The organism is Psychrobacter sp., from assembly GCF_030454045.1.
Taxonomy (GTDB): Bacteria; Pseudomonadota; Gammaproteobacteria; order Pseudomonadales; family Moraxellaceae; genus Psychrobacter.
Window position 1 is genome coordinate 86,161 of the sequence record NZ_JAKDJE010000001.1, and the last position, 13,124, is coordinate 99,284.

Annotated in this window: 14 protein-coding genes; 6 read left to right on the top strand and 8 right to left on the bottom strand. The window is 43.3% G+C overall.

Going from position 1 to position 13,124, the window contains the following annotated elements; genetic code table 11:
- Positions 1-65: 65 nt before the first annotated feature.
- The 7 genes from atpA to L0G63_RS00420 form a co-directional block, all read right to left on the bottom strand.
- Complete coding sequence (gene atpA / locus L0G63_RS00390) at positions 66-1,610, bottom strand: F0F1 ATP synthase subunit alpha (RefSeq protein WP_301448867.1); 1,545 nt, start codon at positions 1,608-1,610, stop codon at positions 66-68.
- A gap of 93 nt (positions 1,611-1,703) precedes the next feature.
- Positions 1,704-2,327, bottom strand: coding sequence for a F0F1 ATP synthase subunit delta (locus L0G63_RS00395; RefSeq protein ID WP_301448868.1), 624 nt, complete (start codon positions 2,325-2,327; stop codon positions 1,704-1,706).
- A 13-nt stretch (positions 2,328-2,340) separates the two neighbouring features.
- On the bottom strand, positions 2,341-2,811 hold the full coding sequence (locus L0G63_RS00400) for a F0F1 ATP synthase subunit B (protein ID WP_301448869.1): 471 nt from the start codon (positions 2,809-2,811) through the stop codon (positions 2,341-2,343).
- A gap of 117 nt (positions 2,812-2,928) precedes the next feature.
- Positions 2,929-3,177: a F0F1 ATP synthase subunit C gene (gene atpE / locus L0G63_RS00405; RefSeq protein ID WP_010197960.1), complete on the bottom strand. Its 249-nt coding sequence runs from the start codon at positions 3,175-3,177 to the stop codon at positions 2,929-2,931.
- Between the two features lie 33 nt (positions 3,178-3,210).
- Complete coding sequence (gene atpB, locus L0G63_RS00410) at positions 3,211-4,077, bottom strand: F0F1 ATP synthase subunit A (protein WP_301448870.1); 867 nt, start codon at positions 4,075-4,077, stop codon at positions 3,211-3,213.
- A 682-nt stretch (positions 4,078-4,759) separates the two neighbouring features.
- On the bottom strand, positions 4,760-5,158 hold the full coding sequence (locus L0G63_RS00415) for an ATP synthase subunit I (protein ID WP_301448871.1): 399 nt from the start codon (positions 5,156-5,158) through the stop codon (positions 4,760-4,762).
- A 283-nt stretch (positions 5,159-5,441) separates the two neighbouring features.
- On the bottom strand, positions 5,442-6,332 hold the full coding sequence (locus tag L0G63_RS00420; RefSeq protein WP_301448872.1) for a zinc ABC transporter substrate-binding protein: 891 nt from the start codon (positions 6,330-6,332) through the stop codon (positions 5,442-5,444).
- A 273-nt stretch (positions 6,333-6,605) separates the two neighbouring features.
- Between L0G63_RS00420 and L0G63_RS00425 the strand changes: the two genes are divergently transcribed.
- From L0G63_RS00425 to L0G63_RS00435, 3 genes are all read left to right on the top strand, one after another.
- Complete coding sequence (locus L0G63_RS00425; RefSeq protein WP_301448873.1) at positions 6,606-7,172, top strand: Fur family transcriptional regulator; 567 nt, start codon at positions 6,606-6,608, stop codon at positions 7,170-7,172.
- 89 nt (positions 7,173-7,261) lie between these two features.
- Positions 7,262-8,026, top strand: coding sequence for a metal ABC transporter ATP-binding protein (locus L0G63_RS00430; RefSeq protein WP_301448874.1), 765 nt, complete (start codon positions 7,262-7,264; stop codon positions 8,024-8,026).
- Between the two features lie 101 nt (positions 8,027-8,127).
- On the top strand, positions 8,128-8,946 hold the full coding sequence (locus L0G63_RS00435) for a metal ABC transporter permease (RefSeq protein WP_301448875.1): 819 nt from the start codon (positions 8,128-8,130) through the stop codon (positions 8,944-8,946).
- Positions 8,947-9,029: 83 nt separating this feature from the next.
- Here the strand turns inward: L0G63_RS00435 and L0G63_RS00440 are convergent.
- A protein-coding gene (locus L0G63_RS00440) for an IS5 family transposase (RefSeq protein ID WP_301448876.1) occupies positions 9,030-9,781 on the bottom strand; the annotation gives its coding sequence in 2 pieces (ribosomal slippage) (positions 9,030-9,574 and positions 9,574-9,781; 753 coding nt in all).
- A 268-nt stretch (positions 9,782-10,049) separates the two neighbouring features.
- On the opposite strand from L0G63_RS00440, the gene L0G63_RS00445 reads away from it, so the two are divergent.
- The 3 genes from L0G63_RS00445 to gluQRS all read left to right on the top strand — a co-directional run bounded on the left by L0G63_RS00445 (position 10,050) and on the right by gluQRS (position 13,016).
- The gene (locus L0G63_RS00445) at positions 10,050-10,886 is read left to right on the top strand and encodes a metallophosphoesterase (RefSeq protein ID WP_301448877.1); all 837 of its coding nucleotides are present in this window, start codon (positions 10,050-10,052) and stop codon (positions 10,884-10,886) included.
- A 487-nt stretch (positions 10,887-11,373) separates the two neighbouring features.
- The gene (dksA, locus tag L0G63_RS00450) at positions 11,374-11,811 is read left to right on the top strand and encodes an RNA polymerase-binding protein DksA (protein ID WP_301448878.1); all 438 of its coding nucleotides are present in this window, start codon (positions 11,374-11,376) and stop codon (positions 11,809-11,811) included.
- A 224-nt stretch (positions 11,812-12,035) separates the two neighbouring features.
- Positions 12,036-13,016: a tRNA glutamyl-Q(34) synthetase GluQRS gene (gene gluQRS / locus L0G63_RS00455; protein WP_301448879.1), complete on the top strand. Its 981-nt coding sequence runs from the start codon at positions 12,036-12,038 to the stop codon at positions 13,014-13,016.
- The last annotated feature ends 108 nt before the right edge of the window (positions 13,017-13,124 follow it).

The window sequence follows — 13,124 nt, forward strand, 5'->3', positions numbered from 1 at the left end:
ATCTAGTCAGACAACGCACCACTTTTCAAACGACAGTCATAACCACTTCGGCTTAACCCATTAAATTAATAACTGTGATTTTGTTTAAAGGTCTCTAACGCTGACTTTAAACGACCTGCGATATCATCATTGTAGTTCGCAGTGTCATCAATCTCACGCATCAATTCACTTTGTTCATCATGCATATAACGCAAGTAGGCTTCTTCAAAAGAACCAATCTTTTCGACTGGTACGTCAGCTAAAAAGCCTTCGTTTGATGCATAGATAACCGCTGCTTGCTCAGAGATTGACATTGGCTGATACTGCTTTTGCTTCATCAATTCAGTCACACGCTCACCATGATCAAGCTGTTCGCGAGTTGCGTCATCAAGATCTGAGGCAAACTGAGCAAATGCTGCTAGTTCACGATACTGAGCTAGAGCAGTACGAATACCACCAGATAGCTTTTTGATGATCTTAGTCTGAGCAGAACCACCGACGCGAGATACCGAGATACCAGCGTTGACTGCTGGACGGATACCTGAAGCGAATAAGCTAGACTCTAGGAATATCTGACCATCAGTGATCGAAATGACGTTGGTTGGTACGAATGCAGATACGTCACCTGCTTGTGTTTCGATGATTGGTAGTGCGGTCAAAGAACCGGTTTTACCTTTCACTTCACCGTTAGTGAACTTTTCTACGTAATCCGCGTTTACGCGTGATGCACGCTCAAGTAAACGTGAGTGTAAATAGAATACATCACCAGGATAGGCTTCACGACCTGGCGGACGACGTAGCAATAGTGAAATCTGACGATAAGCAACGGCTTGCTTTGATAAATCATCAAATACAATCAGTGCATCTTCACCGCGGTCACGGAAGTACTCACCCATCGTACAGCCTGAGTATGGTGCAAGGTACTGTAGTGCTGCTGGCTCTGATGCCGAAGCGACTACAACGGTGGTATATTCTAGCGCACCGGTTTGCTCAAGCTTACGTACGACGTTGGCAATAGTAGAGCGTTTCTGACCGACTGCGACGTACACACACTTAATACCAGATGATTTCTGAGCGATGATCGCATCGATAGCCATTGCTGTTTTACCAGTCTGACGGTCACCAATGATAAGCTCACGCTGACCACGACCGATTGGGATCATAGTATCAACGGCTTTATAACCAGTCATGACTGGTTGATCTACTGACTGACGATCGATAACACCAGGGGCGATCTTTTCAACTTTGTCAGTCATCTTGGCATCGATAGGACCTTTGCCATCAATAGGATTACCCAAAGCGTCAACAACACGGCCTAGCAGCTCAGGACCTACGGGTACTTCAAGAATGCGACCAGTACAATAGGCTTTTTGACCTTCTTGTAATTTTAGGAAGTCACCTAGTACTACTGCACCAACAGAATCACGCTCTAAGTTAAGCGCCATTCCGTAGACTTCACCTTCAAACTCAATCATTTCGCCGTACATGGCATCTTCAAGACCATGAATCTGCACGATACCGTCAGATACTTTGACAATCGTGCCTTCATTCTTTGCAGTTGCACCCGCATCAAGGTCTTGAATACGCTGCTTAATCAGGTTACTGATTTCCGCTGGATTCAATTGTTGCATTGCCTTGTTTCCTTTAATTTATGATAACCCGCCCACTGACTCAAATGCTCTTACTGTCACGCAGACACTATATGACTGCGTCGATAAATGGCATTAGGCAGTTAGCTGTGTTTTTAACTGTTGTAACTTGCCGCGCATCGAATCATCAATGATTTTGTCACCGACTTTGATTGTAGCGCCTGCCAATAAACTTGGATCCACTGATTCATGAATGACTATGCTTGCATTTAGTGATGTAGCAAGACGCGTTTGCAGCATTTGACGCTGTTCATCAGTCAATGGGTAGGCAGAAGTCACATATGCGTCAAGCTGCTTTAAGCTTATTGCCTTGTGACGGCGATAATGCTCATAAACTTCAGGAAGCAGCGCCAGACGCTCTTGTTGCGCCAACTGCTTAACAAAATTATTGAGCTGGGGTGATACTTTAGGGTAGCTAATACTGTTGCCGTAGCGAGAATCTTTGCTCTCGCCCAGTAGCTGTTTAAAAGCAGAGTCGCTATCACCGGCTACTTGTGAGTCATAAAGATCGACCAAAGCAGCTGACTTATGCTCAGCAGAAACAGCTGGATTGTCCAGCCAAGTACTGAACGACTTGTCATTGACAACAGTGCTAGCGACAAGTAAGAAATCTTCCCACTCGTGTACAGCGCCGTTTTCGTTGGCATAGTCAAACGCGGCTTTAGCGTACGGTCGTGCTAAGGTTGATAAGTCAGCCATTATATCCTCACAATTACAGCTTCGCCGCCAGTTGGTCTAACATACTGGCATGTTTTTGCACATCGACTTTGTCTTGCAAAATCTTCTCTGCACCAAGTACAGCCAGTTCAGCAACTTGGGCACGTAATGATTCACGCGCTTGATTGATTTCTTGGTCGATAGACGCTTGCGCTTGTTGACGAATGCGCTCACCTTCCGCTTGGGCTTGTGATTTTGCATCTTCGACGAGCTGATTGGCACTCTTGTTTGCTTGCTCGATTAGGGCAGCGGCCTTGGTCTTTGCAAGATCAAGTTCCTGCTGGACATTTTGCTCCGCGGTTGCCAAATCTGCTTTTGCTTTTTCTGCGGCATTCAAACCTTCAGCGATTTTGCGCTGACGCTCATTGATGGCACCGATAAGTGGTGGCCACACGAATTTCATGCAAAAAACCACAAATATTGCAAAAGCAATGGCTTGACCGACGAGGGTAAAATTGATATTCACGTGATCACCTCTTTGTTAATGAAAAATCAGTTTCATTGATCATGTTTGGCAGTCAAATCCTGACTATATTTGATAGAAAATCCTCGAGCACCAAACATGTACAACTGAGCTTTCGGATTAACCTGCTAGAGGGTTAGCGAACAACAATAGCATAGCAATACCAACACCGATCATCGGAATAGCATCCAAAAGACCTGCTACGATGAACATACGAGTTTGCAACTGTGAGCCAAGCTCTGGTTGACGAGCAACGCCTTCTAAGAATTTACCACCTAGAATAGCAAAACCAATACCTGTGCCAAGTGCGCCAAGACCGATAAGTAGTGCTACTGCGATAACTGTGTAACCACCTAATACTGGATCCATTGATGTATCCTCATTTACCTATTGAATGTCTAATTAATGTTCAGTTGATGATGCAAGCGACATATAAACTATCGTCAGCATCATGAATACGAACGCTTGAAGTGTAATAACTAAGATGTGGAAGATAGCCCACGGTACCGATAACGCCCATTGAATCCAAAACGGCATTAGAGCAATCAGTATGAAAATCAATTCCCCAGCATACATGTTACCGAACAGACGCAAACCAAGTGATACAGGTTTGGCTATCAGAGTAACTGCTTCTAGGATGAAGTTGATGGGGATCAAAATCGCTTGTACGATTGGGTTTTTGGCACTAAATGGGTGTAGTGTTAACTCACCAATAAAGCCGCCCAACCCTTTTTCTTTAATGCTATAAAAAATAATCAACGCAAAGACAGAGAATGACATGCCAAGCGTGATATTAGGATCAGTTGTTGGAACAATCTTGAAGAAAACATGATGGGGATCATGACCCATAGCAGCGCCAACTTGGCCAGCTAAACCTGGAATAAAATCAACAGGGATCAAATCCATCAAGTTCATCAAGAAGATCCAAACAAAAATAGTCAACGCCAATGGCGCGATCAATTTTGAGGTACCACTATAAGAATCACGAACGTTGTTATCAACAAACTCAACGATCATCTCAACCGCAGCTTGCGTCTTGCTTGGCACGTCTGAGGTGACTTTTTTGGCAACCATCCAAAAGATGGTACAAAATAAAATACCCAGACCCACTGACCATAGCATAGAATCAAGATGGATAGCGTTAAAGCCCATTTGCGCTGCTTCTTCAGCAGTATGAGCGACTTTCCAGCCCTCGCCCGGCAGATAACCGTACGTCCAATTCGTTAAGTGGTGAGAGATATATTCTGATGATGTTTGCTCGGATGCCATAATGTAAGCTTCTTATTAATCAACGATTTAATCAACTACCAAAAATATGGTTGTCATCTGATGGGGCCTAATATCTCTATTTGTCCTGCAATTCAGCAAACAAATAAGTCATACTAAAGCGCCCATGTAACCAACAACATCCAACCCATAGTTCTATTACTCATGCCGTATTTGACAGCGTTACATAAATTTTAGCTATCAAAAAAGGGCTTATGATAACTCAGTAATAGCCCTTGCATGTATACGCAAAATTATTATATATGTGCTTGTTTATTAGCCGTTTCTTCACGACTAACGCTTAGTGTAGCGCTTATAAACAAAATATTTAGCTGCCTATATTAATGCAGCGTAGTATTCGTGTAAAGTCAATTATGATTTTATTATCCAATGTATGAATAAGTTAGCTGACAATAACGGCCACTAATATAGTTAGTCGTCCATAACTAAACTTTAAAAATTTAATCATCAATGATATTAGTAGCTAAATTGACTCTACCCTATCATTGTGTCGTTGCATACTGCGCCTCATATAAAGGCTCATACTTCGATTTTTATAATCAATGGTGCTGTCATGAGACAGTTCTGTACTTTGAATTTCTGAACTAGTCATAAAGAAGTTGGACGGCAGGGTGACTTGCCAGTACTATGAATAAATTATCTATATAGCGATTATTTATTAGTACTAGCGTATATGCCACAACATCCAACTGTGACTAATTTGCATTACCATAAAACCGATAAACAGCGCAGGCGCAGATAGGGGTTGTACGGTAATAAAAATTAGTGCGAAGCCAAACACGGTTAATAGCCATTTGGCCATCTGACCTCGATATAGCTGGGTAACGATATGTTGGCGCGCGCGATATCCAGTGTGCCAAAAGATAAAAAAAGCAAAGACAACTTGAGTCGTGAAACTGAGCAGCGCACCAATAGCGGCACTCTTTGCTACAGTAAGCTGACTACCTAACCACATTGTGTCTATAACCCAAGCAGCAATAATAAGGACAAATAGTATCCATGCTTGCCGTTTGATATAGATGCCAATCTTATCTTTTTGCGTGCGTTTGGCAGGCTTGGTCATCGATATTCCTATAGCCTTTCAGCATTGGGATAATATAGCATACTTGCGACACTTTTATCCGTGAATGACTTACTCTACAGGCATTACCTTTAAACCAAAATAAAACGCCACTTATTATAAGGAGACATCTACTATTAAGCAAGTAAAATATGACTTTTATCAGTCACCTAACGCATTTTTTCATACCAGCAAGATATCTGGTGCTCTATAAGCCCCTAAAAATTTAATCGTCTTGCTCTTTGTAAGCTTTCTCTCCAAAGAGCAAGACAGTACGTTGAGCGATTTATGAGATACACTGATAAATCTGTTGAGCCATACTTTTCCAACCGCTGATAAAATCATCACTACTGCTCATGTCTTCAGCTTGCACGGTGGTTTTGATTGGCTGCAATTTAGCCAATAGACCTTTGGCTGGCTGACTTGGACTGACTAAACACATCTGTTTGTTCGGACGTTGCTCATTAAGCCAGCGTAATTGACTCGCCTTTGGCGCCAGATGATGATCAGGACTCAGACTACCGATGAGGGTTAAATTCAAGCTGTCTTCAATATATTGGTAGGCATCGTGGTATGCCCAATAAGGCTTCATGTGATTGGTTTGGACAGATTTTTGCTGAAACGCTGCGACTTCGTTGTCCAGTTTTTGAGCGAATTTTTTTGCATTAGCCTGGTAGAGGTCTTTATATTGTGGATTGGCATGACTATGAATCACAGCAAGCGCACGCGTAATGGCTTTGGCGTTTTCAGGATCGGACCATATATGCGGATCCAATGTCCCTTCAATATCTTTGCCTTTTACATCACGTAATGGATGACGATTAAATGCGTCAAAGTCAAATAAAGCAATGGCATTTGGGGCGTCTTTTAGATTGGAGGCTAAGTTGTTTTCTAGTTTATCCCCAAACCACACCACAAATTTACTGTCCTGAATGGCCTTGATATCGCTAGGACTGACGCTGCCATGGTGACCCACTTCTCCAGCTTGCAGCAATCTGTTGGCTGAAGGCGCGCCTTCGGTCACAGCTTCACTTAACAAAAACAGCGGATAGTTGCTGACACTGACCGTGGCGGCCTGTGCACTGATTGAGTATGAGCCCAAAAAGACCAGTCCTGTAATCAGTAGGCGCTGTAAAATACTGAATGAGCGTTGGGAGTAAGAAAAAATAGCATTCATGGCAAGCTCTTTAATTAATGGTGAATTCATCGTGTGATAAGGGGCAAAAATAGGATCTATGGTCTCTTAACTCATGTTTCTTGGTTCATGTCTCTTCTCTTAGAGGTTGATCAGAGAATATCTATACAAAACGGCGAGCATGTAGCTCGCTTGAGACAATTGATTTGATTCCATATTTATGATTTTAGCTTTATTATGTTATACTATAACAATAAAAAACGCTATCATAAAAAATGTCATGCGATTACCATGTTATTTTTGGGAGCTTGTACCATGTCTATTACTTCATCAAACTGCGACCATTTGCATGATGTGCAAGATCTGACTCCGCATGACGTTATCGAGCGTTTAGCCGCAGCAAAAGAACATTGTCGTCTTAGCGGGGCACGCTTTACCCCCTTGCGCCAGCAGATATATCAACTGGTTTTAGAGTCTGATCAGCCAGTCGGCGCTTATGACCTAATCACGCAATTACAGCAAATGCGTCTATCTGATATAGGGGATAGCGAGTCGCTAAAAGCCTTTGATGTGCCAGACAAACCATCAACCAAAAAACGAGCGCCAAAAAATGTTGCGCCGCCAACGGTTTATCGCAGCTTAGAGTTTTTATTGAGTGAAGGATTAATTCATCAACTGACCTCTATCAATGCGTATGTTCCCTGCTGTCATCCTAGGGCGCAGCATACAGCAGCATTTTTGATCTGTGATCAGTGCCAGCGAGTGCAAGAATGTAGCAGCTTACCGGTGCAAGAGATGATGAGTTTCGCTGAGCAAGATGTCGGTTTTACGGTTGAGCGCAGCGTTATTGAGCTTAGTGGTCGCTGCCAAGTGTGCCAGTGAGCCTTATTTATCTTATGACTGTTTGAAAAATACATCGCTGTCATTGATTGTTTATTCTTATCATTTATCCACCTATTCGTTGTCATCCTATGAGCCTCTCCCCCGCATCCCGCAGTCAGTCACCTACTGACAAACTTTTGAGCTTAAATGATGTCAGCTACCATATCGGACATCAGCGCCTGCTCTCTCATATCGATATCGATATTGATATTAATGAGACTGTCAGTCTTATCGGTCCCAATGGTGCTGGCAAATCAACGTTGGTCAAGCTTATATTGGGCTTGATTGAGGCAACTGAAGGCCGCATCACCGCACACCAGCCCTTGCAGCTTGGCTATGTGCCGCAGCGCTTTGCGGTTCCACCTATCTTACCGCTGCGAGTTTGCGACTTGTTGGGGCAAGCAAATAAGAAACGTCTTACCACTGATCAGCGACAGTTTATTTTTGACAATTTGTCTTTAACGCATCTATTATCGCGCCAAATGCTGCATTTATCGGGGGGCGAGACGCAGCGAGTGTTATTGGCAAGAGCTTTATTAGATAAGCCAAATTTACTTATTTTAGATGAGCCTATGCAAGGACTTGATCCTGATACTGAGGTTTGGCTGTATCAGTTTATTGATGAATTGCCGGATTTTTTGCGCTGTGCCATGCTAGTGGTATCACATGATCTACATTGGGTAATGAAAGGCAGTCGACGGGTTATTTGCTTAAACAAACACATTTGCTGTGAAGGGCAACCCAGTGAGCTTGCTATCAGTACTGAGTTTCAAAAGCTGTTTGGTCATCACTATGAACAACCGTATGTTCATCAGCCGCATGCCTGCGAGCATCATGCACCAAGCGAGCTATAAGCACCATCATCAAACAATCAAGTTGAAACGCATCAGCGCTCGCATTATCAACCAATAAACAGAGCGTTAGCTTCTCCTACAAAAATTTATGGACACTTCTTATGATAGGTTGGTTAGCCATCATTGCACCTGCTTGGATAGCTGGCAGTATTTTAGCGCTATTGTCAGCCCCTTTGGGTTGCTTAGTCTTATGGCGTCGCATGGCCTTTTTTGCTGATGCTTTGGCGCACGGCACCCTACTGGGTGTCGCTTTGGCTGTATGGTGGCAACTGCCCATGGGTATTGGCGTTGCGTTGGTCAGTGCCATGGTTGTATTGGGACTGGTGGTCATAGATGATGAGCGCTTACCAGTTGATGCGGTATTGGCGGTCGTTTCGGTGTCTCTGCTGTGTTTGGGTTTACTGGCGTTGACCCAATTAACCGATCAGCAAGCCAACGTGCTCGGGTTTTTATTTGGTAACTTGCTTGATCTCGATTGGGCAGATTTGCCATTACTTGCTGGTAGCGTAATGGCAGGACTGGGTCTGCTTTTGTATATTTGGCCTGCTCAAATAAAGCTTGCCACTCATGAAGCATTGGCACGTATTCAAGGTATTAACCCAACCCGCCAACGATTGTTTTTTATGGGTGTGCTGGCAGGGTTTTGTGCCATCGCCCTACAAGCTGTTGGTAGTTTACTGATCAGTGGACTACTGGTATTACCTGCATTGACAGCGCGGCTGTGGTCATCTTCTCCAAAACAAATGGTGATTATTGCATTTGTTATTGCTCAGCTTGGGGTAACGCTTGGTGTATGGGGCAGCATTTGGCTGGACATCCAAACGGGTCTCTCTATTGTATTGATTTTGGCCATATTATTTTTTACAGCCTTGGTATTATCCAAGTTATCCAAGACAAAATCTCGTTCCACAGACCAGTAGCAGCGTGCTGAGGGTGAAGTCGTGAACCTACTTGGGCTGCACTTTTTTCAACTTTATTTCACCCATATTACTAGGGCGTGTCTTCAATTCATCTTACAATGAACGATAGTACACGCCAGATAGAGCATTGACTTAAAATTACGAGCTAACTTCTCATAGCGAGTAGCGATACTACGAAAGTGCTTAAGCCTTGCAAACATATTTTCAACAAGATGACGCAGCTTGTACAAATAGCTATCAAACTCTGGATTAGGCGCTTTAGCATTGCTTCTTTTAGGGATTATAGGGATCATGTCATGCATGTAAGCTTTATCCCTAATCGCTTGGGAATCATAGCCCTTATCAGCGATAAAGTAATCAGCTTGTCCAATCATGTCAATCAATTCACCTGCAACTTGACTGTCGTGGACGTCACCCCCAGTGATTTTAAAATTGAGCGGATATCCATCGGCATCACAGGATAGGTGTATCTTTGTAGTTGCGCCGCCACGGCTTCGTCCAATTGCTCTATCTTCACCACGCCGAGCTCCACTTGCATGCTGGTGACAGCGAACATAGCTTCCGTCTGTGAATACCCATTCCGTATCAATTTCTTTGCGTAAGCTAAAAAAAAATCCGCCCATAAGCCAGTTTTCGACCAGCGGTTGAAACGACTATAGGCTGTTTTCCAAGAACACAACTCTTTAGGTATGTCACGCCAAGGCGCACCTGTGCGTAGTTTCCACAGTATGGCTTCCATGACCTCTCGACTGTTTTGAGTGTGATAGCAGCCATGCTGTGTCATTGTTGATTGCAATTGATCCCAAAGCGTATCTGTTAGTGCTGTTCTTGCCATAACTTGTATTTCTCGCATCGTCTCAATAGATGCGGTATTGTAACTATTATTTATGCCTTATCCAATTGAAGACATGCCCTAGAGCTTTTATTCGCTTTATGTTATAAACTTTCTTTACTGTTGTTCATACAAGTTCACTACATAAATTGTCATGAATAGATGTTCATGACAGTGATAATAGACCAATACATCACTCAACATCGTAGATCATTTATCCATACTCGTTCTCACAATGACCATTGTTTTGATTCGATAAGGGACTGAGCCAATGCCGAACTATCCTGTCAGCAAGATCAGCACGCCCGATGAACAGATAAATATTTTGCAGATCACTGATTTGCATTTATCCACGCCTATCGATACTGACAGCAATAACACCTGTGACGCTGGCGATTGTCAGCGCAGTTTTGAGACCGTCCTACAGCAAGCGCTGAATGAAAATATTCGCTGCGACTTGATTATTGTCACAGGAGACCTCGTCAGTAAAGTCAAACCGGCCACTTATGATCATATTTTTGCTGTATTACAGGCCACGCAAACTCCTTTTGCTTGTATCGCTGGCAACCATGACGTGACAGATGAGGATGGCAAAGATTTACCATTTTTTCAGCGAGAGCTGATCGCTCGTCCTGCCGACTCCCGCTTGCTCAGCCGGCATGTTATTGAGAGTGATCACTGGCAACTACTTTTACTGGATTCTTCCATTATGGGGGCGGTGGCAGGTGAGATTACCACCGCAGATATTGAATGGTTATGTAAGAGATTGGCTGCTTGTGACAAACCTGCGCTCATTGCTCTACATCATCATATCATTCCAGTAGATTCTGACTGGATTGACATCCATATGGCGCAGAACGCTGACATTTTTTGGGATCGTATGGTGCCCTTTGAACATCTGCAGGTGATTATTAGCGGTCATATCCACCAAGAGCAAGTTCGTTATCGTCAAGGGGTCACTGTATATAGCACGCCATCTACTTGCTATCAGTTCAAGCCTTACTCGCACGATTTTGCCTATGATGAAGAGGCTTTACCTGGTTACCGCTGGTTGCAATTAGCCAACAATGGAAAGGTTGCAAGCTGGGTTGAAAGACTGGATACTTAATGCCCGCATTTATTGATGTGGGCAGTCGTGATAGCCCATGTGTTCTGTGACTTGAGCGCTTATTGGTTGAAGCAAAACTGAGTAATATATAGACAAAGCATGAGGGCAAAATAAAAAATAACTTCATTATTATGAAAAACAATGATACAACTTATAAAATAAAATAAAGGCAGTCGAATATCTAACATTAGGCAGGAAAACAACAGCTAGGATGGCTGATGAATGACACCTTAAGCGTTCATTGTCTATCATTTGCCAGATGATTTGAGCATGACTGTTGAATTAAAGATTTGTACAACAGCCCACCTAAAGTGGGCCGATGCTGACATGCCAAAACAACGATATTATTTGATCAGCTGTGTTACTTGTGTTACCAAGTGGTAAAACGTTTGATAAAGGGACAAATTATAGCGTTTGCAAAATGAATAACGTCTTGTCTTTTGATACGTCGTTTTATTGAATCAATTTGAAAAAGTAGGATACCCATATGAGCACCGTGACCACGAATCCAAGTGAAGTCAAGTTCACTCCTTATGTGCCAGCCAAAGATGAAGAGTACATGTCTGATGCGCAGTTAGAGCATTTTAAGTCAATTTTATTGGAATGGAAAAACCAACTGATTGGTGAAGCAGATCGTACTAAAAACTACATCCAAGATGAGTCAAGCGCCATGCCTGACATCAATGATCGTGCCACTCAAGAAGAAGAGTTTGCCCTTGCTTTACGCACACGTGACCGTGAACGTAAACTTATCCGCAAAATCGACAAATCCATATTGGAAATCGAAAATGATGACTATGGATTCTGTGAAACTTGTGGCGTAGAAATCGGTTTGCGCCGTCTAGAAGCACGTCCAACCGCAACACAATGTATCGACTGTAAGACCTTGTCTGAAATTAAAGAGCGCCAAAACCAAGGCGCTTAAATCAGAGATAGCCAAAACAAACATCAATAAAAGCGACCATAAAATTGGTCGCTTTTTGCATTTTAGATCATCGCATGTTTGTCTCGCTACTACCCTGCTCCGCTATCAAGCCGGTCATTGGCAACGTGTGGGCATCGCTAACAAAACAATCCCATTTAATAAATATCTTTTAAAGCACATTTTTATTATGCTATCTCTATCCTTGTTATCAATAGCTTTTTATTTTGAAAAATACTCATACACACCAGCCAAATAAAAACCCATCGTCGCAGCCAATAGGCCGGTTTGCACCATCACCAACGGGCGAGTTGCACCTTGGTTCTTTTACCACGGCACTGGCAAGTTTCTGCCATATCAAATCACTCGATGGTCAGTGGTTGCTACGTATTGAAGATACGGACACAGAGCGCTGTGATACACAGTTCACTGAGCAGATTTTGATGGATCTAGAGGTGCTTGGGTTGCACTGGGATGGGGACGTCATTTATCAGTCTGAGCGTACCGATATTTATAACGAGTACTTGTCTTCATCGTTACGCCCATTGACCTACGGCTGCCAGTGCTCCCGCAAAGATTTGGAGCAATATTGGGCGCAAAAGGCCCTAAGCAATCCTCACGATGATGTAAGCCCAGCTCCGCAAGCAGACCAAACGCAGCCAAACAGGCAACGCTATCCGCGACGCTGTGTTGCCTCTGAACTTGATAAACAGCAGTACAAACTACGTATACAGCTCCCAGATTATCGGATTGGCTTTTATGACGGCATTCAAGGGCTGCAATGGGATAATCCACAACAGAGCTTGGGAGATATGGTGGCTCGTCGTCAAGACGGCATGATCAACTATATACTAGCCGCCTGCATTGATGATGGCCTACAAAGAGTCACCCACGTCATGCGCGGTTTGGATATTTTGCCAATGACCACTGCTCAAATTGGTATTATGCAGGCTGCCAATCTACCAACGATCGACCAATGGTATCATTTACCATTAATCAATAATGCTGACGGTCAAAAGCTCTCTAAGCAAAATCTAGCGCAGCCAATTGACACCTCTGACCCAAGCCGTCTCATCGCTCATGGATTAGAGCTACTCCAGCAACCAAAGGTCGATATCGACACACCAGCCAATATGCTCAAGCAAGCCATTGCACAATGGGACAATACGCCGCTACAAGGTAAGCAGCAGTTGAACACCTTTGAATAGGGCGTGTTGAACATTCGACCATGGCACTAACAGCGACTATTTTTTAGGCGATTCGATGTTAAAAATAATAAGTTTAGTCATTCTAAGCGCTTATTTTTAACGATGAAG

Bases quoted from the DNA above. Each gene is read 5' to 3' on its own strand.
- atpA (WP_301448867.1), bottom strand. From the start codon at position 1,610: ATGCAACAATTGAATCCAGCGGAAATCAGTAACCTGATTAAGCAGCGT.
- L0G63_RS00395 (WP_301448868.1), bottom strand. From the start codon at position 2,327: ATGGCTGACTTATCAACCTTAGCACGACCGTACGCTAAAGCCGCGTTT.
- atpE (WP_010197960.1), bottom strand. From the start codon at position 3,177: ATGGATCCAGTATTAGGTGGTTACACAGTTATCGCAGTAGCACTACTT.
- atpB (WP_301448870.1), bottom strand. From the start codon at position 4,077: ATGGCATCCGAGCAAACATCATCAGAATATATCTCTCACCACTTAACG.
- L0G63_RS00415 (WP_301448871.1), bottom strand. From the start codon at position 5,158: ATGACCAAGCCTGCCAAACGCACGCAAAAAGATAAGATTGGCATCTAT.
- L0G63_RS00420 (WP_301448872.1), bottom strand. From the start codon at position 6,332: ATGAATGCTATTTTTTCTTACTCCCAACGCTCATTCAGTATTTTACAG.
- L0G63_RS00425 (WP_301448873.1), top strand. From the start codon at position 6,606: ATGTCTATTACTTCATCAAACTGCGACCATTTGCATGATGTGCAAGAT.
- L0G63_RS00430 (WP_301448874.1), top strand. From the start codon at position 7,262: ATGAGCCTCTCCCCCGCATCCCGCAGTCAGTCACCTACTGACAAACTT.
- L0G63_RS00435 (WP_301448875.1), top strand. From the start codon at position 8,128: ATGATAGGTTGGTTAGCCATCATTGCACCTGCTTGGATAGCTGGCAGT.
- L0G63_RS00445 (WP_301448877.1), top strand. From the start codon at position 10,050: ATGCCGAACTATCCTGTCAGCAAGATCAGCACGCCCGATGAACAGATA.
- dksA (WP_301448878.1), top strand. From the start codon at position 11,374: ATGAGCACCGTGACCACGAATCCAAGTGAAGTCAAGTTCACTCCTTAT.